This window comes from Pseudomonas sp. TWP3-2, assembly GCF_049897765.1.
In the GTDB taxonomy this organism is placed as follows: domain Bacteria; phylum Pseudomonadota; class Gammaproteobacteria; order Pseudomonadales; family Pseudomonadaceae; genus Aquipseudomonas.
Genome location: NZ_JAFCWW010000003.1, coordinates 374,335 through 397,623 on the forward strand (window position 1 = coordinate 374,335; position 23,289 = coordinate 397,623).

Below are 23,289 nucleotides of genomic sequence, written 5' to 3' on the forward strand. Positions count from 1 at the left end.
GTTTACTCGTCAGGTCACGGGTGCCGGCCGCCAGCGATCCCCGCGCGGCGGAGCACAGCGAATTTAAGCGCGTCGGGGGAGCAGAACCTTAGCGCGTTAGACGCCCGCTCGACAATGGGCAAACCGCGCTTTGCAGCCAGTTAATCCGGCGTTTGCTCGGCAAAAGCCTTGCGCACGTTGTCGTGGGAGAACTCATCGGCGTGCTGCTCGACCCATTGCAGCGCCCGCGCCTGAATATCCTGCAAGTCTTCGTGGGCTTCGTTGATGCGGCAAAAACGCTCGATCTGACACACCTGCTCACCCATTCGCGCGCTGAACAGCGTCTGTTCATCAGTGAAGGCAATCCCCAGCAGATAGCCCTTTTTACGGCGCAGGCACCAGGCGACATAGCCCGGATAGGCGAAGTCGGCATTCAGCGTCGGCATGCGCACTTGCAGCGCCGTGCCATGGCGCCAGGCGCGGTGGTAATTGCAAGCGATGCCGCCGAGGCTGATAGTGTGCAGCCGTTGTCGCGAAATACACTCAGGTGTGAGCAAAGTCAGTTCGACTGGCACATCTTCCGGATGAGGAATGAAACGTCCCATGAGCACAGACTCCCTGTGTCGGCCATTTGACATTGTTTCCCCCGGTATAGTGGTCGAATTGCACCTGACCGATTTCGACGCCGACCAACGGCTGCTGGCGATGGATGGCGTTTCGCTGGTGATTTTCACCAGTGTTGGCTGCGCCAGTTGCCGCTTTGCCCGCGAAGTTTTGCCGGGGCTCGAACTGGCCGTCGATCGCCTGTGCTGGATCGATGCCGGTGACAACGGTGGGCTGGTCGAGCGTTATCAGGTGTTTCATTTGCCGGCGCTGTTTGTGGTGCGCGACGGCGAGTTCTTTGGGGCATTGCACACGCGCCTGAGCGCTGACGAGCTGAACACAGCCGTGGCCCAGGCGCTGAGTCGAACTGCAGAGGAGTTGCCATGATGGGGGCAGTCAATAAACCGGTGGTCGGGATAATCGGCACCGGGGCAATCGGTGGTTTCTACGGCGTGATGCTGGCGCGCGCCGGTTTCGATGTGCACTTTCTGTTACGCAGCGAATTTGCCGCCGTGGCCGAGCGCGGCTTGCAGGTGGATAGCGCGGTGCACGGTTTGCTCACGTTGAATCCTGCGCAGGCCTATTCCAAGGCCGACGATATGCCAGCCTGCGACTGGCTGCTGGTGGGCGCCAAGACCCATAGCAATGCTGATCTGGCGCCTGCAATCATTCATGCGGCCAAGCCCGACGCGAAAGTGCTGTTGCTGCAAAACGGTCTGGATGTTGAAGACAGTCTGCGTGAGTTGTTGCCCGACTCCCTGCATCTGCTCGGCGGCTTGTGCCTGATTTGCGTACACCGCGAAGGTCCGGGTTTGATCACTCATCAAGCTTTGGGCTCGGTGAATGTCGGCTACCACAGCGGCCCGGAGCTGGATGACGCAGCACGCATGGCAATCGTCGAGGAGGGCGCCGGACTGTTCCGCAGTGCTGGCATCGACTCGCAGGCCATGGCCAATCTGCATCAGGCGCGCTGGCAGAAACTGGTGTGGAACATCCCTTACAACGGACTTTCGGTGCTGCTCGGCGCCAGCACCACGCCACTGATGGCCGATGCCGACAGCCGCGTGCTTATCAAGGATCTGATGGCCGAAGTGGTGCAGGGCGCCAAGGCTTGTGGTCACGAAATCCCGGCGGGTTACGCTGATTTTCTATTCGGCATGACCGAGAAATTGCCCGACTATTGGCCGAGCATGCACCACGATTTACTGCACAAACGACCGCTGGAACTGGCAGCCATTTACGCTCGGCCACTGGCAGCGGCGAAGGCGGCCGGTTGTGAGTTGCCGGGGATTGAAGCGCTGTATCGCAGTTTGAGTTTTATCGACCGGCGCAACGTTTAAGCCGGTCGCTTTGGGGGAAATGCATGGCCAAGAATATCGATGACAAACTGGTGCTGGCGATTTCCTCGCGAGCGCTGTTCGACCTGAGTGAGAGCCACAAGATTTATCTGGCGAGCGGCGTCGAGGCCTACCGGCAATATCAGATCGAGCACGAGGACGAAATTCTCGCGCCGGGTGATGCGTTCCCGCTGGTGGAAAAACTGCTGAACCTCAACAGCCGTCTCGGTCGCGCGCGGGTCGAGGTGATTCTGGTATCGCGCAACAGCGCCGATACCGGGTTGCGCGTATTCAACTCGATCACTCATTACGGCCTGGCGATTTCCCGCGCGGCGTTCGTTGGCGGGCGCAGTCCTTATCCGTATCTGAAGGCGTTCGGCTGCGATCTGTTTCTCTCCACGCACGCCGAAGATGTGCGCGCCGCGCTTGACGCTGGTTTCGCCGCGGCGACGATCTTGTCCGGTGGCGCCAGTCGTGCGGCGAGTGACGAATTGCGCATCGCTTTCGACGGCGATGCGGTGCTGTTTTCCGATGAGTCGGAGCGGGTCTATCAGTCCGGCGGACTCGAAGCGTTTCAGGCCAAAGAACGCGAATCGGCACGCGAGCCATTACGCGGAGGCCCGTTCAAAGGCTTTCTGGCGGCGCTCAATCTGTTGCAGCGCGAGTTTCCGGATGAGGACTGCCCGATCCGCACAGCGCTGGTTACCGCACGTTCGGCACCTGCGCATGAGCGGGTAATTCGCACTTTGCGCGAATGGGATATTCGTCTGGATGAGTCACTGTTTCTTGGCGGACTAACCAAATCGGCATTTCTCGAAGCGTTCGCCGCTGACGTGTTTTTCGACGATCAGGCCGGTCACTGTGAGCTTGCGCGCGAAGTGGTCGCCACCGGCCACGTGCCTCACGGCATCAGCAACGAACCCGCGACCTAAAGCCCACATTGTTCAAGACGTTGCGTCACACGTCGTACTCGCCAAGGCACTGCTAAGCTGAATCAAATCTCCGCCAATCTTGGCTTGCGAGGAGGTCATATGATTCGTTCGATGCTGTATGCCACTGACCTCGGTCTGTACGCACCGTTAGTGATGCAGCATGCCTTGGCGATGGCGCGAACGTTCAATGCCGACTTGTATGTGGTGCACGCGGTCGAGCCGATGGGCTTGTTCGCCGAGTCGGTGTTGCAGAGCTATCTCGACGAGCAGGCGTTGAACGAATTTCACAGCCAGGGTCTGAAAACTGTGATCGCCAATATCGAGCAGCGGGTGCTCGACAGCTTTCGTGAAGAGCTGGGGGGCGAGGGCGAGCAAGACCTGCTGCGGATTCGCGCGGTACGCGTGCTGCAAGGCGATCCGGCGCAGGTGATTCTTGATCAGGCGCAGAAACTCTCTGTCGATTTGCTGATCGTAGGCAGTCATAGCCATGGAGTCGGTGCGCAGACACCACTGGGGCGTACGGCAGCGCGGGTGCTGCAAATGGCCCCGGTGCCGGTTTACATGGTTCCGCTGGTGGAGCGTCGGCGCCGGGAGGATCGCTGAAGCAGCAATAATGGCGCTTTGATAAAAAAGTTCTAGATTTATTCTTCAAACCATTAATATAGTTATATACCGTCGCTGATGCCCGTGGCGTCTACCTGCTTTGAGGGATTCATATGAAGCTTCAACAACTGCGCTACATCTGGGAAGTGGCGCACCACGACCTCAACGTTTCCGCTACAGCCCAAAGCCTCTATACCTCTCAACCGGGCATCAGTAAGCAAATCCGCCTTCTCGAAGACGAACTCGGCGTCGAAGTATTTGCCCGCAGCGGCAAGCACCTGACCCGCGTCACGCCGGCCGGCGAGCGCATCATCACCACCGCAGGTGAGATTCTGCGCAAAGTCGAAAGCATCAAGCAGATAGCCCAGGAATTCTCCAACGAGAAGAAGGGCACCCTGTCGATCGCTACCACCCACACCCAGGCACGTTATGCATTGCCGCCGGTGATCAGCAATTTCATCAAGCAATACCCGGACGTGGCGCTGCACATGCACCAGGGTTCGCCGATGCAGATCGCCGAAATGGCCGCTGACGGCACCGTCGATTTCGCCATCGCCACTGAAGCGCTGGAGCTGTTCGGCGATCTGGTGATGATGCCGTGCTACCGCTGGAACCGCTGCGTGGTCGTGCCGCAGGGCCACCCGCTGACCAAACTGCCGAAGCTGACGCTCGAAGCATTGGCCGAATACCCGATCGTAACTTACGTGTTCGGCTTCACCGGCCGTTCGAAACTCGACGAAGCGTTCAGCCATCGCGGCCTGACGCCGAAAGTCGTGTTCACTGCGGCCGACGCCGACGTGATCAAAACCTACGTGCGTCTGGGTCTGGGTGTTGGCATCGTGGCGAAAATGGCCGTCGATACCAAACTCGATAATGACCTGGTGGTGCTCGATGCCAGCGAACTGTTCGAATCCAGTGTGACCAAGATCGGTTTCCGTCGCGGGACCTTTCTGCGTGGCTTCATGTGCGACTTCATAGAGAAATTCGCGCCGCACCTGACTCGTGAAGTCATGGCCAAAGCCATTGCCTGCCACAACAAGCAGGAACTGGAAGAGCTGTTCGACGGCGTCGAACTGCCAGTTCACTAAGCAACTTTCTACAGCACCTCGGTGACAGCAAACTGTTGCCGAGCGCCCGCCACCAGAATCTCCACCTCATCACCCTCGAACTTGCCCAGCAGGCTTTTGCCCAGCGGTGAGCGCGGGGTGATGACGGTAATCGGCTGACCGACCATGTCGATCTTCAGGCCCGCCGCATCCGGCGCCAGAAACAGCCATTGTTCGCGACCCTTTTCGTCTTCCAGACCGAGCAGGGCACCGATTTCGATTCCCCGCTGATCGTCATAGGCGCGTAGAACCATGTTCTGGCACAGCGCCAGTGACTGGCGAATTTCCTCGACGCGCTTGGCCTGACCGGCTGCCAGATACGATGCTTCCAGACCTAAAGTGTCGTACTTGTTTTCGGCGATGTTCTCTTCGTGGGTCGCGGTTTCGTAAGCGGTCTGTGCGGCGCGCTCGGCGATGTCGAGGTCAAGCCGCAGTTTGTCGAGAATCAATTGGTGCACGGTTTGCTTGTTCATGATCAATCGCAGAATTGCAGGACGTTGGCGCGACTTTTTTCGCTCGGGGCATTCTTGTCCTGTTGCAACCAGAACTGACATTTCGGATTCGCCTGATTACGGCTGCTGGCGCGTGCTGCATCCAGACGCTGCGCCTGTTCATTCTTGCGCAGGTTTTCTTCGTACTGCTCGAACATGCGGTTTTGCGGCTCCGGTTGCGGCGCGGGTTCCGGCTGAATTACCACGGGTGGTTTGCTCAACTGCTGCACGGCTTCGGCGACTGGCGCGAGTTGCTTGCTGAACAGCATCGAGGCCAGCCAGCAGGTCAGTGCGATCGCCAGGAAACCCAGCCACAGTCCCAAGGCAATGCTGCCGGTCAATTGCAGCGCGCTAAGCTGAACAGGCAAGGGGCGACGCGGGTTGGGACGGTAGGGCATGACTGCCTCCTGGCGGATGAATGCGGGCAAGTGGCGATTGTCGCAGAAAGATTAATCGCCGTCGGCTCTTCTGCACCGACAGATTTATGCGGACAATCAGCGCTTTTGCCAACGGGAGTCAGGAATGCCGCAAGTGAACACCCGCTGGGACATCTTTTGCACCGTGGTCGACAACTTCGGTGACATCGGCGTGACCTGGCGACTGGCCCGGCAACTGGTGGCCGAGCATGTAGTGAACGTGCGGTTATGGGTCGATGACTTGCGCGCGTTCGAGAAGATCTGCCCGCAGATCGACGCCAGTCTTCAACAGCAAACCCAACAAGGCGTGGAGGTTCGCCACTGGCCAAGCGAGTGGCCGCAAGCAGATTCTGCCGACGTAGTGATCGCCGCGTTCGCCTGCCAATTGCCCGGCGCCTACATGGACGCCATGGCCGCGCGGGACAAGCCACCGTTGTGGCTCAATCTCGATTACCTCAGCGCCGAAGACTGGGTAGTCGGTTGCCATGGCCTGCCGTCGGTGAAGTACAAGTCGGTGCAGAAGATCTTCTTCTTTCCTGGCTTTCATCCAGACACTGGCGGGTTGTTGCGTGAGCACGGATTGCTGGAACGGCGTCAGGCATTTCAGCAAGATCCGGAAGCGCAGCGACAATTCCTGCAAGAGCTGGGGATCGACCCTGCCCCCGGATCACAGCTGATTTCGCTGTTTGCCTACGAAAATGCCGGGCTGGCCAGTTGGCTGGATGTGCTGGCCGCCGATGCCATGCCAACGCATTTGCTGGTGCCGGAAGGGCGGATTCTCGGCGATGTAGCGCGCTGGCTCGGCGTGGACTCGCTGGCGGCGGGTGCATTGCACGTGCGTCAGTCTCTTACCGTGCAGGTGCTGCCATTCGTGCGTCAGGATCAATACGATCAATTGCTCTGGTGCTGCGATTTCAACGCGGTGCGCGGCGAAGATTCGTTCGTGCGCGCGCAATGGGCCGCACGACCGATGCTCTGGCACATCTATCAGCAAGACGAAGACATCCATCTGGACAAGCTCGACGCCTTCCTGAATATCTATACAAAAAGCCTTTCCCCGGCGGCGGCCGAGGCGATAAACGGTCTGTGGCGCGCATGGAGTGCCGGCCAACCGATCGGCGCGCACTGGCTCGCGGCCCGCGAACATTGGCCCGAGCTGCAAAAGCATGCCGAACAATGGTGTCTGGAACAGGCCTTGCAGGCTGATCTTGCCGCAGCGCTGGTAAGCTTTTACCTAAATTGGATATGATACGCGGCCTAGATTTTTGTAAATCCCATCCAAATTCGGATATTCGTAATGAAAACTGGTAAAGAACTGAAACCCGGGATGGTGATCCGTCTCGAAAACGATCCTTGGCTGGTGCAGAAAGCTGAGTTCACCAAGTCGGGCCGTAACAGCGCGATCATGAAGACCAAGCTGAAAAACCTGCTGACCGGTTACAAGACCGAGATCGTTTACAGCGCCGACGACAAACTGGACGACGTGATCCTCGACCGCAAAGAAGCGACCCTGTCCTTCATCAGCGGCGACTCCTACACGTTCATGGACACCACTGACTACACCATGTACGAGCTGAACGCTGAAGACATCGAAGCCGTTCTGCCTTTCGTTGAAGAAGGCATGACCGATGTTTGCGAAGCGATCTTCTTCGAAGAGCGTCTGGTTTCGGTAGAACTGCCGACCACCATCGTACGTGTAGTTGATTACACCGAAGGTTCGGCTCGCGGCGACACTTCCGGCAAAGTAATGAAGCCAGCCAAGCTGAGCAACGGTACCGAGCTGCAAGTTGCTGACTTCATCGAAATCGGTGACAAGATCGAGATCGACACCCGCGAAGGCGGTTCCTACAAAGGCCGTGCTAAATAAGCACCGTTTTTTACGGAAAGAAAAAGCCCGACCATTGAGTCGGGCTTTTTTGTGCCTGCGATTTGCCGTCAGACGGTGACGTGCAGGCGTACTTCGACATTGCCGCGAGTGGCGTTGGAGTACGGGCAAACCTGGTGGGCGGCGTCGACCAGACTTTGCGCGTCGGCTTGTTCCAGACCCGGCAGGCTGATGTGCAGGTCGATGTCCAGACCGAAACCGCCAGGGATCTGGCCGATGCCGACATGCGCAGTGATCGCGGCGTCGTTCGGGATAGTGCGCTTGGTCTGGCTGGCAACGAATTTCAGCGCGCCGATAAAGCAGGCCGAATAGCCCGCAGCGAACAGTTGCTCAGGGTTGGTCGCTGCACCGCCGGCACCACCGAGCTCTTTCGGAGTGGCGAGTTTGACGTCGAGCACGTTGTCGCTGGAAATCGCACGACCGTCACGGCCGCCGGTGGAGGTTGCGATTGCGGTGTAGAGAGTTTGCATGGTCTGAGCCTCGAACGATGTGGGTTATGTGCGCTAATTGTTTGCGCGTTAACTAAGTGCGAGGCGAATGTATCGCGCTAATGTTTAGTGCGCAATATAAATATTCAGATTTTTCTGTCTCGTGGGAAATCATGTGGAAGCCAGCTACCACAGGGCTGGGATACACCCGAGAACCGCACTTCGCTTTTCACCACTCAACACAATGAGCGTTAGCTCGAGTAAAGCTCTTGATCTCAAACGCCCATCGGCAGGCTGAGTGGAGGGATTGATCCGGGGGAGGGAGCGAAGCGACGTTTGGCGCAGCCAAACACATCGAGAGGAGGTGCAGCGAAGCAAACCGGAGGCGATGCCCCCGGATCGATCCCGGAGCGAAGGAACCCGAGCCACAGCGAGGGCCGAACGTCAGGGAAAAGCCTTTTGGGTTACCTTTTCGGCGTCTGGAAAAGGTGACCCGCCGTAAGGGCGGACCCCTAGGAAGCCGTTACCGCAGCAAAGGATATGTACTCAGCCAAAAAAACCATCGCCTGATCCGACGCCATCGCTGGCAAGCCAGCTCCCACAGGAGTCAGGTGCAGGCCTTAGATCAGGCTTTCCTGCAGATGACCGCGCAACGCCTGCAATTCGCTCTGTAGATTCTGCAACCGTTCCAGGCTGAAACCGCTCGCCCCAAGGATGCACGGAGGAACACTCCGCGCCTGCTCTTGTAGCGCCCGGCCCTTGGCGGTCAACTCGACAATCACCACCCGCTCATCCTCACGGCTGCGAGTGCGACTGAGCAGACCTTCAACCTCCAGACGTTTAAGCAACGGCGTCAGCGATCCCGGATCGGTCAGCAGACGGGTGCTGATTTCTCCGACAGTCAAACCATCCTTCTCCCACAGCACCATCATTGCCAGATACTGCGGATAGGTCAGGCCCAGCGCTTGCAACAGCGGCTTGTAGACCTTGGTCATCATCAGCGAAGTCGAATGCAGCGCGAAGCACGCCTGGTTGTCCAGTAACAGTTCTGCGCAATGGTCGGTGGTGGTACGGTCGGTGGTCATGTCAAAGCCTTGATCAGTAATGGGATGAATCTAGCGTCCGAATCTTTAACGCGCCAGATAATTCTAGCCGGCGTGCCGCTGCAGATCCCGTTGCAGCGCCAGGTCCCATGGCGGTACCGGGCTGAAGCGGGTTTTCAGATATTCCAGCAACAAACGGCTGCGCGAACTGGCTTGTTGCTCAAGACGCAGTGCATAAATACCGGTGGATTCCGGCTTCGGCAGGCCGTTCTCGCAAAACAACGGCAGCAATTCGCCACGCAACAGGTATTCGCTGGCCAGCCACGTCGGCAAGTGCGCGATGCCCAGCCCCGCGAGCGCGCCACAGACCAGCGCTTCGGCATTATTGGCGCTCATGCGGATCCGCGCTGGACGCTGCAATTGCATCTGTCCGTCGCGTTCGAAGCGCCAGGCGAAGGGCGGGGCGAGGCCTTCCCAGTCGAGGCCGTCATGCTCGCCGAGTTGCGCCGGATCGCTCGGTACGCCACGCCGATGCAGGTATTCGGGGCTGGCGCAGGCGATGCGCACCATGCTCGCCAGCGGCGTGGCGACCAGTCGCGTGTCAGCCAGTTGTCCGGCACGCAGCACCAGATCGACCTTGCCCAGGTTCGAGCCGCCCATGTCGACGAAACTGTCGATCAGATGCAACTGCACATCGAGCCCCGGGTACAGCACCAGAAAATCGGCAATCACCGGCGCCAGATGCCGGCGGCCGAACGCGGCGGGAGCATCGACCCGAATCAAGCCTTCCGGTGCACTGCTCAGCGACACGGCTTCCGCTCGAGCCAGTTGCAGCTCGGCAACAATCCGCCGCGCCCGTTCAGCAAATGCCAGACCGGCCGGTGTGGCGCGCACCGCATGAGTGCTGCGGATAAACAACTGACTGCCGACTGCCGCTTCGAGACTGTCGATACGCCGTGCGACCGCCGAAGGTGTCAGCGGATGGCGGCGCGATGCGGCGGAAAAGCTGCCGCTCTCAAGAACATCGAGAAACAAGCCGAGCTGGTCGGTCAGTTGATTGGGATTCATGGCTATAACCGCTGCTTGTGCGAAGTTGGCACAGCCATTGTGCGTTGCTGTGCGTTTCCGTGCCAGCGTCGACTGCGTAGGATGACTCGCCTGACATATGAGGATGGTGCTGTGATCGAGTTCTTGTTGTACCTGTTGTTTGGCGCCGCCCTCGGCACCCTGGGTGGCATCTTCGGTATCGGCGGTGGCCTGATCGCGATTCCATTGCTCGGCGTGTGGTTCGGCCTCGATCAACAACTCGCGCAAGGTACGGCGCTGGTGATGGTGGTGCCCAATGTGATGCTGGCGCTGTGGCGTTATCACCAGCGCAATCGCATCGAACTGCGCCACGCGTTGCCATTGGCGTTGATGGGTTTCTGTTTTGCCTGGCTCGGTTCGATCTGGGCGGTGGGCATCGACGCACAAACCATGCGCATTGGCTTCGTCGCGTTTCTGGTGGTGCTGTCGGCGTACAACCTGATCCGCATGTTCGGCGCGCGGCCGTCGAGCACTTCCGAAATGCGCTACTCATGGCCGTGGCTTGGCGTGCTGGGCGCGGCGTCCGGCACCATGGGCGGTTTGTTCGGAGTGGGCGGGGCGGTGGTGGCGACGCCGGTTTTGACCAGCCTGTTCGGCACCACGCAAGTGGTCGCGCAAGGCCTGTCACTGGCGCTGGCATTGCCGAGCACCGGCGTCACGCTGGTGACCTACGCGGTGCATCACGAGGTGGACTGGATGATCGGCCTGCCGTTGGCGGTTGGCGGTTTACTGAGCATCAGTTGGGGCGTGAAGATCGCCCACGCGATGCCGGAAAAACTCCTGCGTGGGCTGTTCTGCGGTTTTCTGGTGCTGTGCGCGGTGATGCTCGCCTTTAAAGTTTGAAGCCTTCGACGATGTGCTCGGCCAGGCACTCGGTGATCGGCGACGGGTTGTTCAAGTTGCGGATCAACATGATGCTCGCCTCGGGCAGCAGCGGCAGATCTTCGGCAGCGCCGAGAATGCGCATGTCCGGGGTGATCAGGCTTTCCAGTTGCGCGGTGATCGCCAGACCCGCGCTGACCACTGCCATCAGCGCCGACAGGCTGGTGCTGTTGTAGGCGATGCGGTAATCGCGGCCCATTGCGTCCAGCGCATTGCACGCCCACAAGCGGCAGAAACAGTCACTGTTGAACATCGCCAGCGGCAACGGCGTCTGTTCGTGGGCACTGAAATTCTGCGCCTCGGCCCAGACGAAACGCTCCTTGCGCAGTAACTGACCAATCTCGTTGCCCGGTTCGCGGGTCACGATCGACAAATCCAGATCGGTACGTTGCAGCAACTGTTTGCTCGATTCGCAATGCACTTCAATCTGGATCAGCGGATAGAACTGGGCGAAGCGCGACAGAATCCCCGGCAGGAAGCGCATCACATAGTCGTCCGGCGTACCGATGCGCACCGTGCCGACCATGTGCGGCTCGCGCAAGGTGTTGAACACCTCACTGTGCAGCTTGAGGATGCGCCGTGCGTAACCCAACAAAACCTGGCCTTCGGCAGTCAGCCGCACCTGGCGCCCGTCGCGCTCGAACAATTGGCGCTGCAACACGTCTTCTTCCAGACGCTTCATCTGCATGCTCACTGCCGACTGCGTGCGGTTGACCATTTCGCCGGCGCGGGTGAACCCGCCCTGATCGGCAATCGCGACAAAGGTGCGCAGAACATCGGTATCGATACTGGGGTAGGCGGACAATTGATGAATCTCCGTGATGCTTGCCATCAGAAACATTCGTTGGATTGATCGTAGTCCTGGCGCGAGACTGAAGCCATCCCTAAAGGAGGGCGACACGATGAAAGGTCAAAAAGCGTATGTAAGTGATGAGCGCGTTTCGGTCCATCTCATTTCCGATCTGTTGCATAAATTCAACCGCTGGTACGAACTGCACCGCGAACGCGAGTTGCTCGCCAGCCTCAGCGACGAAGCGCTGAAGGATATCGGCGTTAGCCGTGCCGATGTCGAGCATGAGTCAGTGCGGCCGTTCTGGGACGATCCGATGCATAAATGATGAGGGCAGCGCTACACAAACCCCTTTCCGGTGAGGTAGGTTGCGAGCAGACACGGAGATGCTCATGCCCGCGACATTGTCCTTTTCCATCAAACAGGCTCGACGTCTGGCACTGGCCGCCCAAGGGTTCAACGGGCGCCAGCCGCCGGTCGTCAAAGCGCCGCATCTCAACCGGCTGATCGAACGGCTCGGTCTGCTGCAAATCGATTCCGTCAACGCGGTGGTGCGCTCGCACTACTTGCCGCTGTTTTCCCGCCTTGGTTCCTACTCTTCTGAATTGCTCGACCAGGCTGCCTGGAGTTCGGGCCGGCGTCGTACTTTGTTCGAATACTGGGGCCACGAAGCGTCGTTGCTGCCGCTGTCGATGTACCCGTTGATGCATTGGCGCATGCAGCGCGCCAAACAAGGTGCGGACATTTATCAGCAATTGGCGCGGTTTGGTCGTGAGCAGCAGGAAACCATTCGCCGCGTGCTGGGATTGGTCGAGGAGCGGGGCGCGTTAGGGGCGGGCAGTGTCTCGACCCGTCAGGACAAGGCCGGGCCTTGGTGGGACTGGAGCGCCGAGAAGCATGCGCTGGAATGGCTGTTCGCGGCGGGCGAAGTCACCGTCGCCGGGCGCCGTGGTTTTGAGCGTTTGTATGACTTGCCGGAGCGCGTGCTGCCAGCGTCAATCCTGCAACAGCCGTTGCCGGATGAGGCCGAGGCGCAACGCGGTTTGTTGCTGCACGCGGCAACGGCGTTGGGCGTCGGCACCGAGAAAGATCTGCGTGATTACTTCCGCTTGAACCCCAGCGATGCTCGCCCGCGTCTGGCTGAGCTGGTCGAGGATGGGCAATTGCTGACTTGTGAAGTCGCCGGTTGGCGGCAAATCGCCTATTGCCTGCCCGAGTCGAAAATCCCGCGCAAGGTCGAGGCCAGTGCGCTGTTGTCACCGTTCGATTCGCTAATTTGGGAGCGTAGCCGCACTGAGCGCTTGTTTGATTTCCGCTATCGGCTGGAGATCTACACGCCGCAGGACAAACGGGTTTTCGGCTATTACGTGTTGCCGTTTCTGCACAACGAGCGGATCGCCGCGCGAGTAGATTTGCGGGCGGAGCGGGCGTTGGGGCGGTTGGCGGTGCATGCGGTGCATGAGGAAGATCAAGGGCTTGATGACGAGGGAATGCATGCGTTGGCGCTGAATCTGCGGCGGATGGCCGATTGGCTGGGGCTGGAGCGGGTGCAGCTCAATTGTCAGCGCGAGAGTGCCAGTCGGCTCCGGGTGGCTATGATTCACATCGGCTGCGACTGATCGGGCCTCATCGCTGGCAAGCCAGCTCCCACAGTGTCCGTGTCGTTCACAAAATAAATGTACGACACCAATCCTGTGGGAGCGGGCTTGCCCGCGATGAGGCCAGTTCAATCAGTGAAGATTTCGGAACTCAGCGTCGAACCTGTTTCAAGGTTTCAGCAATCAAAAACGCCAATTCCAGAGACTGATCAGCATTCATCCGCGGATCACAGTGGGTGTGATAGCGATCCGACAAGCCGTCTTCAGTAATTGGCCGCGCACCGCCAATGCATTCGGTCACGTTCTGCCCGGTCATCTCGATATGAATGCCGCCGGCGTAAGTGCCTTCCGCTTCGTGCACCTGGAAGAACTGCTTGACCTCGCCAAGGATCTGCGCGAAGTCGCGGGTCTTGTAACCGCTGCTGGCCTTGATCGTGTTGCCGTGCATCGGATCGGAACTCCACAGCACTTGCTTGCCTTCGCGCTGCACGGCGCGGATCAACGCTGGCAGATGATCGCCGACCTTGTTTGCACCCATCCGCGCAATCAGGTTCAAGCGCCCCGGATCGTTGTCCGGGTTCAGCACGTCGATCAGGCGGATCAAGTCGTCCGGGTTCATGCTCGGGCCGACTTTGACGCCGATCGGGTTGTTCACCCCACGCAAAAACTCGACGTGAGCACCGTCGAGCTGACGAGTACGGTCGCCGATCCACAGCATGTGCGCCGAGCAATCGTAGTAATCGTTGGTCAGGCTGTCGCGGCGCACGAAGGCTTCTTCGTAATTCAGCAGCAGCGCTTCGTGGGCGGTGAAGAAGCTGGTTTCGCGCAATTGCGGCGAGCTGTCCATGCCGCAGGCGCGCATGAATGCCAGGGTTTCATCGATGCGGTCGGCGAGGTGGCTGTATTTCTCGGCCAGCGCCGAGTTGGCGATGAAGTCGAGGTTCCACTTGTGCACCTGATGCAGATCAGCGAACCCGCCCTGAGCGAACGCGCGCAGCAGGTTCAGAGTGGCGGTGGACTGGTGATACGACTGCAACAGGCGTTCCGGATCCGGCACGCGGCTCTTTTCATCGAAGCCGATGCCGTTGACGATGTCGCCACGGTAGGCCGGCAAGGTCACGCCGTCGATGGTCTCGTCGTTGGCCGAACGCGGCTTGGCGAACTGACCGGCCATGCGCCCGACTTTGACCACCGGGCAACCAGCGGCGAAGGTCATGACGATGGCCATTTGCAACAGCACTTTGAACGTGTCGCGAATCTTTGCGGCGGAGAACTCGGCGAAGCTCTCGGCGCAATCGCCGCCCTGCAACAGGAACGCGCGGCCTTGGGTCACTTCGGCAAACTGACGGCGCAACTCCCGGGCTTCACCGGCAAACACCAGCGGCGGATAGCTGGCCAGCGTCTGCTCGACCTGGCGCAGGTGCGCGGCGTCGGGGTATTGGGGTTGTTGCTGGATCGGCAAGGCGCGCCAGCTGTCAGGGCTCCAGGGTTGGCTCATCATGTTCTCTAAAAGGTTCTACGCACGGACGGCCATGTTAGCAGCAATTAGTGCGTGACCTGCTCGCGCCGCATCGCCGACAATCGCCGCTTTGCCACGGCGCCATAGCCGCGCCATCGCGTCACCGCGCCCGGTGACCATCAGGAGACGAAATGACTGAGGAGCGCGTCGAGCTGTTGCTCGCCGAAGTACAGGATGAGTTCGGCGTGATTCGCGTGCTGGAAGTCGCCGACTACCGTTTTCTGGAATTTGGCGACGCCATCGAACAAAGCTGCGTGTTCACCGCCGATCCGAGCTGGCTGGAGTACGACTACACCCGTGCGATGTTGATCGGCGCGTTGTGCCACGAACATCCGGAGAGCGCGCTGTTTCTGGGGCTGGGGGCGGGAACGCTGACTCAGGCATGCCTGAAGTTTCTGCCGCTGGAAGACGTCGAAGCCATCGAGTTGCGCCCCGACGTGCCGCGTCTGGCGATCGAATACCTTGGGCTGGATGATGACCCGCGGCTTTATATACGCGTTGGCGATGCGCTGGATCTGCTGCCGACTGCCGAGCCTGCGGATCTGATCTTCGTCGACCTGTATACCGACGTCGGCCCCGGCGCTGCGCATCTGGCGTGGAATTTCCTCGGCGATTGTCAGAAACGTCTGAATCCGGGTGGCTGGCTGGTGATCAACCAATGGGCGACCGATGACGGCAAACCGCTAGGCGCGGCGTTGCTGCGCGGGCTCTATCACCGGCATTATTGGGAATTGCCGGTGAAGGAGGGCAACGTGATTCTAATTGTGCCGGCGGACCTTGATCAGGAACTGGATATGGATGCGCTTAGCGCCCGAGCTGAAGCGCTGGCGCCGAAGTTGGGTTACTCGTTGCAGTCACTGATCAAGGCAATTCGCCCCGCCACCTGAACATGGCGATACCCCCCTGTAGGAGCTGCCGAAGGCTGCGATCTTTTGACTTTGACCTTAAAAACAAGATCAAAAGATCGCAGCCTTCGGCAGCTCCTACAGGGAGTGTTTAAATGCCTTTGAAAACCCCGGGCCGGCGCTCCACCATCGAGCGCACACCTTCTTTGGCATCTTCACTGGCGAGCAACTTCTTCACCAGCGGCGGCAAACCTTGCGCGGCTGCCGTCTCGCCTTCATAGCGCGCCTGACGCGCAGACTCCAGCGTCGCCTGCACCCCCAACGGCGCCTGTCGGGCAATCCGTTCGGCCAGTTCAATCGCGCGCGGCAGCAAGTCTTCGCTGGCCATCACCTCCTGCACAAGCCCCAGTCTTAAAGCATCATGTGCATCGAACTCATCACCGGTGAGCAACCAGCGCATCGCATTGCCCCAACCCGCAACTTGGTGAAAGCGCAATGTCGCACCGCCAAACGGAAAAATCCCACGCTGCACTTCCATCTGCGCAAAGCGCGTATTGCTCGCGCACAGGTTAATGTCAGCGGCCAACATCAACTCGATACCGATGGTCAGGCAATAACCCTGCGCCGCGACGATCACCGGTTTGCTCACCCGTGGCCCGACGAACACGCCCCACGGATCGCAACCGCCGGTCGGCACTTGCCAGCCGTCGGCGAGGGCGGCGCTGGCGTTTAGCAGATCCAGCCCGGCGGTGAAGTGCTCGCCATGCGCGAACACCACCGCTACACGCGCCTCGCTGTCGGCCTCGAACTCGCCATAAGCCAGGCTGAGTTCGTTCAGCAGGTCGAGGTCGAAGGCATTGCGTTTGGCCGCTCGATCCAGCCCGATCAGATGGACGTGACCACGACGTTCACGGCTGACGCGGCCGGGGCAGGGCTGATTCATGGGAGTTTCCTCGAGCGGGAAGGGAAAGTGCAGCGACCACATGCCGCACGTCGGTGAATCGTTTAAGCGCCATCGCCAGCAGGGCCGGGCCTGTGAAAAATAGTCCTTTGCGCGATTATCCGCAAAAGCCCGTGACACAGCGGTGACAGACGGATTCAGGCGATAAAAAAAGCTCCCTTTTTCGGTAATTTCCGGTATAGTGCGCGCCGGCCTTTAGCCGGGCCGCGTCAAGGTAGCGCAATTACCGAAGTCAGCTTCGGCTGCATGTCCGCACTGCGGGCTCTTCCAGGACGTTTCTTTTTTTCTTTCATTCGTTTTCGCAAATCCCCGCCGACAAAGCTGCCAGGGCGACTCTTGAGTCTTACACGGCATGCGCAGCTTTGGAGCATGGGTCTTTGCGGATGCACTTAGAGGCAGACCCATGACCCAGGAAACCGGCGGATTCGCCGCTTTTAATCTTAATCCGAACATTCTTGCAGCCGTCATCGCGACTGGCTACGAAGAGCCTTCGGCTATTCAGCAGCAATCGATCCCGATCATCATGGCCGGCCAGGACATGATCGGTCAGGCGCAAACCGGTACGGGTAAAACCGCCGCGTTCGCACTGCCAATTCTCCATTGCATCGATCCTGCAAAGCGCGAACCGCAAGCCCTGATCCTGGCGCCAACCCGTGAGTTGGCGCTGCAAGTAGCAACCGCTTTCGAAACCTACGCCAAGCAAATGCCGGGCGTTACCGTTGTGGCCGTTTACGGCGGCGCGCCTATGGGCCCACAACTGAAAGCAATCCGTAATGGCGCACAGATCGTTGTCGCCACTCCGGGCCGTCTGTGCGACCACCTGCGTCGTGACGAAAAAGTCCTGTCGACCGTGAACCACCTGGTTCTCGACGAAGCGGACGAAATGCTCAAACTCGGTTTCATGGACGACCTGGAAGTTATCTTCAAGGCTCTGCCAGCTACCCGTCAGACCGTTTTGTTCTCGGCGACCCTGCCGCAGTCGATCCGCGCCATTGCCGAACGCCATCTGCGCGATCCGCAACACGTGAAGATCCAGACCAAGACCCAGACCGTTACCGCGATCGAACAGGCTCACCTGTTGGTTCACGCTGACCAGAAGACTTCGGCCGTTCTCAGCTTGCTGGAAGTGGAAGATTTCGACGCACTGATCATGTTCGTACGCACCAAGCAAGCGACCCTGGATCTGGCAAGCGCCCTTGACGCCAAAGGCTACAAAGCCGCTGCGCTGAACGGTGACATCGCCCAGAACCAGCGTGAGCGCGTAATCGACTCGCTGAAAGATGGCCGTCTGGACATCGTTGTTGCGACCGACGTAGCTGCTCGTGGTCTCGACGTTCCACGTATCACTCACGTGTTCAACGTTGACATGCCGTACGATCCAGAGTCCTACGTGCACCGTATCGGCCGTACCGGCCGTGCTGGTCGCGAAGGTCGTGCACTGTTGCTGGTGACTCCGCGTGAGCGCCGCATGCTGCAAGTGATCGAGCGTGTAACCGGCCAGAAAGTTGCTGAAGTCCGTCTGCCGGACGCTCAGGCCGTTCTCGATGCGCGCATCAAGAAACTGACCAACAGCCTGTCGCCGCTGGTTGCTGATGCTGAAGCGACTCACGGTGATCTGCTCGATCGCCTGACCGCTGACATCGGTTGCACCCCGCGTGCACTGGCCGCTGCTCTGCTGCGCAAGGCCACCAATGGCCAGGCGCTGACTCTGGCTGCGATCGAGAAGGAACGTCCACTGGTGCCGAACAACGCACCGCGTGGCGACCGTCCTGAGCGTACCGGTGATCGTCCTGATCGTGGCGAGCGTGAGCGTCGTGCGCCAATGCCTTTGGGCGAAGGCCGTGCTCGTTGCCGTACCGCGCTGGGTGCGCGTGACGGTATCGCTGCGAAAAACCTGCTGGGCGCCATTCTCAACGAAGGCGGTCTGGCCCGTGAAGCGATCGGTCGCATCCAGGTGCGTGACAGCTTCAGCCTCGTCGAGCTGCCGGAAGATGGTCTGGAGAAACTCCTGGCCAAGCTGAAGGACACTCGCGTTGCCGGTAAGCAGTTGAAACTGCGTCGCTACCGCGAAGATTGATCCGCCCTTGGGCTGATTGATCGAACATAAAAAATCCCCGACTGGTTCGGGGATTTTTTTTGCCTGCGATTCAGGCTTAGCCGAAGCGATAGATATCCATACCCAGCGCCCCCATGGTGAAGCCTTGGTGCGCGACGCTGAACTCACCCCCTGCGCCTCGGGCGAAGTACAGCGGCAGCAGATGTTCGTCGCTCGGATGGCTGCGCACGGCATTCGGCGCCTGCTGACGATAGTCGTGCAGCGCCGCTTCATCATTGGCTGCGAGTTTCTCGATCATCCAGTCACGGAAGTCCCGCGCCCATGGCTCGACGCTTTCCGGACCGGCGTGCCAGTCCAGTTCACGCAGATTGTGGGTGATGCTACCGGAACCGATCAGCAGATAGCCCTGAGCGCGCAAGCTGCCGAGTGCCTGGCCGACGCGCGTCTGTAGCGCCGGGCCACCACGAGTCGGCAGCGAAACCTGCACCACCGGGATGTCCGCTTGCGGGTACATCAGCGACAGCGGCACCCACACGCCATGGTCGAACGGCCGTTGCGGGTCGAGGCGTGCCGGCAGGTTGTTGGCGGTCAGCAGCTCGGCGACTTGCGCGGCCAGTCGCGGATTACCCGGCGCCGGATATTGCACTTCAAACAGGGCGCGGGGGAAACCGCCGAAGTCATGCCAGGTTTCCGGCTGCGCATGGCTGCTGACCAGCAGCTCGTGGCTTTCCCAGTGAGCGGAAACGATAACGATGGCTTGCGGTCTGGGCAATTCGGCCGCCAGTCGCGCCAGAGCCGGGCCGCTGGCCCCGGGTTCCAGCGCGAGCATCGGTGAACCGTGAGAGATAAACAGGCTGGGAAACATGGAAGGGTTCCTGAGCGTTAAGATGACCCATCTTCAGTCAGATCATTGATCGCAATCTAATATAAGTTTTAACGCCTTTTGATCGAATTTTTGGGGGTATGCATGCAACCGGAGTTTTGGCACAAGAAGTGGGAAGCGAATCAGATCGGCTTTCACCAGCCTGAAGTGAACCCGTATCTGGCGCGGCACTGGCCAGAGCTGAATATCCCGCCGCAGGCGCGCGTGTTGGTGCCTTTGTGTGGGAAAAGTCTGGATTTGCTGTGGCTGGCCGGGCGCGGGCATCAGGTTCTCGGCGTTGAGCTGACGCAAAAAGCCGTCGAGGATTTCTTTCGCGAGCAACAGTTAGAGCCGGAAATCAGCGAGGAGGGTGCGTTCAAGGTTTATCGCGCCGGTGCCATCGAACTGCGCTGCGGGGATTTCTTTGCGCTGACGGCTGACGACGTTGCCGGTTGCTCGGCGTTGTACGACCGAGCCGCGATCATTGCCCTGCCGGCACCGATGCGTGAGCGCTATGTGGCGCATCTGCGCGCGATTCTGCCAGCGGCATGCCGAGGACTGCTGGTTACGCTGGATTACGATCAAACGCAAATCCCGGGGCCGCCGTTTTCGGTGGATGATGCCGAGGTGCGGCGCTTGTTTGCCGGTGCATGGCCGGTTGAAGTTGTGGAAGAGCAGGACGTACTCGCCGAAAGCGAAAAATTCCTTCAGGCCGGGGCGACGCGACTGGCGGAGCGGGTGTATCGGATCGGCAGCAAGTAAGCGACCAACAAAAAGGCCCGCATCGCTGCGGGCCTTCTTGTTATTGCCTGTTCACTTAGCCGCGACGACGCAGGGCGTCAATACGCTCTTCCAGCGGCGGGTGGCTCATGAACATGCGGGCGAAGCCCTGTTTGATGCCACCGTTGATGCCGAAGGCGTTCAGGGTGTCAGGCATATGCACCGGCAGGCCCTGTTCCGCACGCAGGCGTTGCAACGCACCGATCATCGCGCTGGTGCCAGCCAGGCGGGCACCGGCTTCGTCCGCGCGGAACTCGCGTTTGCGCGAGAACCACATCACGATCGAGCTGGCCAGGATACCCAATACCAGTTCGGCGAAAATGGTCGCCACGTAGTAGGCAATGCCCTGGCCGCCTTCGTTCTTGAAGATCACCTTGTCGACGAAGTTGCCGATGATCCGTGCGAAGAACATCACAAAGGTGTTCACCACGCCCTGGATCAGCGCCAGGGTGACCATGTCACCGTTGGCCACGTGACCGATTTCGTGGGCCAGAACCGCTTTCACCTCATCTGGCGAGAAACGCTCCAGCAGACCCTGGCTGACCGCGACCAGTGCGTCGTTCTTGTTCCAGCCAGTGGCGAAGGCGTTTGCTTCGTAGGCCGGGAAAATACCCACTTCGGGCATCTTGATCCCGGCTTCGCGGGACAGTTGCTCGACGGTTTGCAGCAGCCATTGCTCATGCCGCGTGCGCGGCTGAGTAATGATCTGGGTGCTGGTGCTCATCTTCGCCATCCACTTGGAGATGAACAGCGAAATCAGTGAACCGGCGAAACCAAAGACCGCACAGAAAACCAGCAGCTGACTGAGGTTGAGATCAACCCCGTTGGCCGCCATGAACCCGTTGAAGCCGAACAGGCTCAGGGTGATGCTGGCTATCAGCACGACCGCCAGGTTAGTGGCCAAAAACAGCAGGATGCGCATCATGGTTGTAGAAATCTCCTCGAGCTAAAGATGTAGCGTACTGCGGGGTATATAAGGTGCGGCACCGGGCTATTCAACCGGGTGACTATTTCAAACTGTGTCCTACAGCGAATTCCGTGCTCCGCAGGCATTTCCCACGAGCAATAGCGACATGGACGACGCACAGGCATTCCCCGTCGGCATTACGTCACACGCATGCAGTGCAGACGCAGCGCAAGTGTAGAAGGCATCTGAAGATGGGTGGCGCAGAAGTGTTGCTGAATCAGACAGTGCGCAACGTCCGGGGCCGTTGCGCACTGATGGCCAGTTACTGGCGGTAGGACTTGAGGAAGTTGCCGATGCGTCCGATGGCCATGTCGAGGTCATCAACGCGTGGCAGGGTCACGACGCGGAAGTGATCCGGCCACGGCCAGTTGAACGCCGTGCCTTGCACCACCAGCAGCTTCTCGGACAGCAGCAGGTCGAGGACAAATTTCTCGTCGTTGAAGATCGGGCAGACCTTCGGATCGATGCGCGGGAACGCGTACAGCGCGCCCATCGGCTTGACGCAGCTGACGCCGGGAATGTCGTTGAGCAATTCCCATGTGCGGTTGCGCTGCTCCAGCAGACGACCTTGCGGCAACACCAGATCGTTGATGCTCTGATAGCCGCCGAGGGCAGTCTGGATTGCGTGTTGGCTGGGCACGTTGGCGCACAGGCGCATGTTGGCCAGCATGTCGATGCCTTCGATGTAGCTCTGGGCGTTGTGCTTGGGACCGGAAATCGCGATCCAGCCGGAGCGGAAGCCCGCCACGCGATACGACTTCGACAGACCGTTGAAGGTCAGGCACAGCAGATCCGGGGCCAGTGAAGCGGTGCAGATGTGCACGGCGTCGTCGTAGAGAATCTTGTCGTAGATCTCGTCGGAGAACACCACCAGATTGTGCTGACGCGCCAGCTCGAGCATGCCCAGCAATACTTCTTTGGAATACACGGCGCCGGTCGGGTTGTTCGGGTTGATGATGACCATGGCCTTGGTGTTCGGGGTGATCTTGGCTTTCATGTCGGCCAGATCCGGGAACCAGGCGGCACCCTCGTCGCACAGGTAATGCACCGCGTTGCCGCCAGCCAGGCTCACCGCAGCGGTCCACAGCGGGTAGTCCGGCGCCGGCACCAGCACTTCGTCACCGTTGTTGAGCAGTGCCTGCAACGACATCACGATCAGCTCGGACACACCGTTGCCGAGGTAGATGTCTTCGATGCCGACACCTTCAACCTGCTTCTGTTGGTAGTACTGCATCACCGCCTTGCGCGCGCTGAACAGGCCTTTGGAGTCGCTGTAGCCTTGAGCGGTCGGCAGGTTGCGGATCACATCCTGAAGAATTTCGTCCGGCGCTTCGAAACCAAAAGGCGCCGGGTTGCCGATGTTCAGCTTGAGGATACGATGGCCTTCCTCTTCCAGACGTTTGGCGTGCTTGAGCACCGGGCCGCGAATGTCGTAGCAGACGTTGGCGAGCTTGTTCGATTTGCTGAACTGCATGGCGATGTGATCCCGAAAATGAACGATCCAGGCGGCGGATGGACTACCGTGCTGGGATTGCTGCGTCTTCACACAGGCAAGTGTCTTGAGTGGCGGTTACCAGAATCCGTTTGAATGCGCAGGATCCCGCTGCCAGACTGGCGTATGACGAGGCGCAATCATACGTGCCACCCGATCCGTGGAAAAGGTACAGATCGGGCTTTTTCAGCCGCTGAGGTGTGATGATGGAAAAGTTGCAGAAAACCCTGGAAGAATGGAAAGCCATGCTCGATCCGGAGCAGTACAACGTCTGCCGTCTGAGTGCGACCGAGCGACCGTTTTCCGGCAAATACAACGACACCAAGACTGACGGCGTCTATCACTGCATCTGCTGCAATGAGCCGCTGTTCGATTCGAAGACCAAGTTTGATTCGGGCTGCGGCTGGCCGAGCTTCTACGCGCCGATCGGCGACAATGCGATGAGCGAAATCCGTGATACCACCCACGGCATGATCCGCACCGAAGTGAAGTGCGCGCGCTGCGATGCGCATCTGGGTCACGTATTCCCCGACGGCCCGGCGCCGACGGGCCTGCGTTACTGCATCAATTCGGTATGCCTGGATCTGGTGCCGCGCGAATAGGGTGTCCGGGCGATCCACGGGTCGCC

The 23,289-nt window shown here is 59.6% G+C and carries 26 protein-coding genes; 14 read left to right on the forward strand and 12 right to left on the reverse strand.

Annotation, left to right across the window (positions count from 1 at the left end; genetic code table 11):
* Positions 1 to 140: 140 nt before the first annotated feature.
* Positions 141 to 584, reverse strand: coding sequence for a PilZ domain-containing protein (locus ACP7EE_RS07210; protein WP_426203184.1), 444 nt, complete (start codon positions 582 to 584; stop codon positions 141 to 143).
* Between ACP7EE_RS07210 and ACP7EE_RS07215 the strand changes: the two genes are divergently transcribed.
* The 5 genes from ACP7EE_RS07215 to cysB all read left to right on the forward strand — a co-directional run bounded on the left by ACP7EE_RS07215 (position 583) and on the right by cysB (position 4,542).
* Entirely contained in the window at positions 583 to 969 is a 387-nt protein-coding gene (locus ACP7EE_RS07215) for a thioredoxin family protein (RefSeq protein WP_426234043.1), read from the forward strand. The two genes, ACP7EE_RS07210 and ACP7EE_RS07215, sit on opposite strands and share 2 nt — an antisense overlap.
* The gene (locus tag ACP7EE_RS07220; protein WP_426234044.1) at positions 966 to 1,922 is read left to right on the forward strand and encodes a putative 2-dehydropantoate 2-reductase; all 957 of its coding nucleotides are present in this window, start codon (positions 966 to 968) and stop codon (positions 1,920 to 1,922) included. The genes ACP7EE_RS07215 and ACP7EE_RS07220 overlap by 4 nt, the downstream gene beginning before the upstream one ends.
* A 23-nt stretch (positions 1,923 to 1,945) precedes the next feature.
* A complete protein-coding gene (locus ACP7EE_RS07225) occupies positions 1,946 to 2,851 on the forward strand; it encodes a 5'-nucleotidase (protein WP_420646647.1) in 906 nt (301 codons plus the stop codon).
* Positions 2,852 to 2,950: 99 nt separating this feature from the next.
* Positions 2,951 to 3,454, forward strand: a complete 504-nt coding sequence (locus ACP7EE_RS07230; protein ID WP_426234045.1) for a universal stress protein — start codon at positions 2,951 to 2,953, stop codon at positions 3,452 to 3,454.
* A gap of 113 nt (positions 3,455 to 3,567) precedes the next feature.
* The gene (gene cysB / locus ACP7EE_RS07235) at positions 3,568 to 4,542 is read left to right on the forward strand and encodes an HTH-type transcriptional regulator CysB (protein WP_093224933.1); all 975 of its coding nucleotides are present in this window, start codon (positions 3,568 to 3,570) and stop codon (positions 4,540 to 4,542) included.
* An 8-nt stretch (positions 4,543 to 4,550) separates the two neighbouring features.
* Here cysB and ACP7EE_RS07240 read toward each other — a convergent pair whose 3' ends face one another.
* Together ACP7EE_RS07240 and ACP7EE_RS07245 are read right to left on the reverse strand one after the other, a co-directional pair.
* The gene (locus tag ACP7EE_RS07240) at positions 4,551 to 5,033 is read right to left on the reverse strand and encodes a GreA/GreB family elongation factor (protein ID WP_426234046.1); all 483 of its coding nucleotides are present in this window, start codon (positions 5,031 to 5,033) and stop codon (positions 4,551 to 4,553) included.
* Between the two features lie 2 nt (positions 5,034 to 5,035).
* The gene (locus ACP7EE_RS07245) at positions 5,036 to 5,449 is read right to left on the reverse strand and encodes a hypothetical protein (protein WP_426203197.1); all 414 of its coding nucleotides are present in this window, start codon (positions 5,447 to 5,449) and stop codon (positions 5,036 to 5,038) included.
* 124 nt (positions 5,450 to 5,573) lie between these two features.
* Here ACP7EE_RS07245 and earP point away from each other — a divergent pair, with 124 nt between their 5' ends.
* On the forward strand, positions 5,574 to 6,716 hold the full coding sequence (gene earP / locus ACP7EE_RS07250) for an elongation factor P maturation arginine rhamnosyltransferase EarP (RefSeq protein WP_426234047.1): 1,143 nt from the start codon (positions 5,574 to 5,576) through the stop codon (positions 6,714 to 6,716).
* A gap of 48 nt (positions 6,717 to 6,764) precedes the next feature.
* On the forward strand, positions 6,765 to 7,334 hold the full coding sequence (locus ACP7EE_RS07255; RefSeq protein WP_223483792.1) for an elongation factor P: 570 nt from the start codon (positions 6,765 to 6,767) through the stop codon (positions 7,332 to 7,334).
* Positions 7,335 to 7,402: 68 nt separating this feature from the next.
* On the opposite strand, the gene ACP7EE_RS07260 is transcribed toward ACP7EE_RS07255, so the two are convergent.
* The 3 genes from ACP7EE_RS07260 to ACP7EE_RS07270 all read right to left on the reverse strand — a co-directional run bounded on the left by ACP7EE_RS07260 (position 7,403) and on the right by ACP7EE_RS07270 (position 9,891).
* Entirely contained in the window at positions 7,403 to 7,822 is a 420-nt protein-coding gene (locus tag ACP7EE_RS07260; RefSeq protein ID WP_420646652.1) for an organic hydroperoxide resistance protein, read from the reverse strand.
* Positions 7,823 to 8,400: 578 nt separating this feature from the next.
* Positions 8,401 to 8,865, reverse strand: coding sequence for a MarR family winged helix-turn-helix transcriptional regulator (locus tag ACP7EE_RS07265; protein WP_426234048.1), 465 nt, complete (start codon positions 8,863 to 8,865; stop codon positions 8,401 to 8,403).
* Positions 8,866 to 8,928: 63 nt separating this feature from the next.
* On the reverse strand, positions 8,929 to 9,891 hold the full coding sequence (locus tag ACP7EE_RS07270) for a LysR family transcriptional regulator (RefSeq protein WP_426203205.1): 963 nt from the start codon (positions 9,889 to 9,891) through the stop codon (positions 8,929 to 8,931).
* A 111-nt stretch (positions 9,892 to 10,002) separates the two neighbouring features.
* Between ACP7EE_RS07270 and ACP7EE_RS07275 the strand changes: the two genes are divergently transcribed.
* Positions 10,003 to 10,752 carry a sulfite exporter TauE/SafE family protein gene (locus ACP7EE_RS07275; protein ID WP_426234049.1) on the forward strand — a complete coding sequence of 250 codons (750 nt, stop codon included), beginning with the start codon at positions 10,003 to 10,005 and terminating at the stop codon, positions 10,750 to 10,752.
* Here the strand turns inward: ACP7EE_RS07275 and ACP7EE_RS07280 are convergent.
* Positions 10,742 to 11,596, reverse strand: coding sequence for a LysR substrate-binding domain-containing protein (locus ACP7EE_RS07280; protein WP_025113145.1), 855 nt, complete (start codon positions 11,594 to 11,596; stop codon positions 10,742 to 10,744). The genes ACP7EE_RS07275 and ACP7EE_RS07280 overlap by 11 nt on opposite strands.
* A gap of 97 nt (positions 11,597 to 11,693) precedes the next feature.
* Here ACP7EE_RS07280 and ACP7EE_RS07285 point away from each other — a divergent pair, with 97 nt between their 5' ends.
* A complete protein-coding gene (locus ACP7EE_RS07285; RefSeq protein WP_420646656.1) occupies positions 11,694 to 11,909 on the forward strand; it encodes a DUF1127 domain-containing protein in 216 nt (71 codons plus the stop codon).
* Between the two features lie 64 nt (positions 11,910 to 11,973).
* Positions 11,974 to 13,200 carry a winged helix-turn-helix domain-containing protein gene (locus ACP7EE_RS07290; RefSeq protein ID WP_426234050.1) on the forward strand — a complete coding sequence of 409 codons (1,227 nt, stop codon included), beginning with the start codon at positions 11,974 to 11,976 and terminating at the stop codon, positions 13,198 to 13,200.
* Between the two features lie 130 nt (positions 13,201 to 13,330).
* Here ACP7EE_RS07290 and ACP7EE_RS07295 read toward each other — a convergent pair whose 3' ends face one another.
* Entirely contained in the window at positions 13,331 to 14,677 is a 1,347-nt protein-coding gene (locus ACP7EE_RS07295; protein WP_007964815.1) for a class II 3-deoxy-7-phosphoheptulonate synthase, read from the reverse strand.
* A 152-nt stretch (positions 14,678 to 14,829) separates the two neighbouring features.
* Here ACP7EE_RS07295 and ACP7EE_RS07300 point away from each other — a divergent pair, with 152 nt between their 5' ends.
* Positions 14,830 to 15,585: a spermidine synthase gene (locus tag ACP7EE_RS07300; RefSeq protein ID WP_420646658.1), complete on the forward strand. Its 756-nt coding sequence runs from the start codon at positions 14,830 to 14,832 to the stop codon at positions 15,583 to 15,585.
* Positions 15,586 to 15,694: 109 nt separating this feature from the next.
* Here ACP7EE_RS07300 and ACP7EE_RS07305 read toward each other — a convergent pair whose 3' ends face one another.
* Positions 15,695 to 16,486: a crotonase/enoyl-CoA hydratase family protein gene (locus tag ACP7EE_RS07305; RefSeq protein WP_426234051.1), complete on the reverse strand. Its 792-nt coding sequence runs from the start codon at positions 16,484 to 16,486 to the stop codon at positions 15,695 to 15,697.
* A 421-nt stretch (positions 16,487 to 16,907) separates the two neighbouring features.
* Between ACP7EE_RS07305 and ACP7EE_RS07310 the strand changes: the two genes are divergently transcribed.
* The gene (locus tag ACP7EE_RS07310) at positions 16,908 to 18,581 is read left to right on the forward strand and encodes a DEAD/DEAH box helicase (protein ID WP_420646660.1); all 1,674 of its coding nucleotides are present in this window, start codon (positions 16,908 to 16,910) and stop codon (positions 18,579 to 18,581) included.
* A gap of 76 nt (positions 18,582 to 18,657) precedes the next feature.
* On the opposite strand, the gene ACP7EE_RS07315 is transcribed toward ACP7EE_RS07310, so the two are convergent.
* Complete coding sequence (locus ACP7EE_RS07315) at positions 18,658 to 19,425, reverse strand: DODA-type extradiol aromatic ring-opening family dioxygenase (RefSeq protein ID WP_426234052.1); 768 nt, start codon at positions 19,423 to 19,425, stop codon at positions 18,658 to 18,660.
* Between the two features lie 102 nt (positions 19,426 to 19,527).
* Between ACP7EE_RS07315 and ACP7EE_RS07320 the strand changes: the two genes are divergently transcribed.
* Positions 19,528 to 20,184: a thiopurine S-methyltransferase gene (locus tag ACP7EE_RS07320; RefSeq protein WP_426234053.1), complete on the forward strand. Its 657-nt coding sequence runs from the start codon at positions 19,528 to 19,530 to the stop codon at positions 20,182 to 20,184.
* 55 nt (positions 20,185 to 20,239) lie between these two features.
* Here ACP7EE_RS07320 and htpX read toward each other — a convergent pair whose 3' ends face one another.
* Both htpX and ACP7EE_RS07330 read right to left on the reverse strand, forming a co-directional pair.
* The gene (gene htpX / locus ACP7EE_RS07325) at positions 20,240 to 21,127 is read right to left on the reverse strand and encodes a protease HtpX (RefSeq protein WP_420646663.1); all 888 of its coding nucleotides are present in this window, start codon (positions 21,125 to 21,127) and stop codon (positions 20,240 to 20,242) included.
* Positions 21,128 to 21,431: 304 nt separating this feature from the next.
* Positions 21,432 to 22,643 (reverse strand): pyridoxal phosphate-dependent aminotransferase, encoded by a 1,212-nt coding sequence (locus tag ACP7EE_RS07330; RefSeq protein WP_420646664.1) that lies wholly within the window; start codon positions 22,641 to 22,643, stop codon positions 21,432 to 21,434.
* Between the two features lie 224 nt (positions 22,644 to 22,867).
* Here ACP7EE_RS07330 and msrB point away from each other — a divergent pair, with 224 nt between their 5' ends.
* Complete coding sequence (gene msrB, locus ACP7EE_RS07335; protein ID WP_426203222.1) at positions 22,868 to 23,263, forward strand: peptide-methionine (R)-S-oxide reductase MsrB; 396 nt, start codon at positions 22,868 to 22,870, stop codon at positions 23,261 to 23,263.
* Positions 23,264 to 23,289 lie beyond the last annotated feature (26 nt).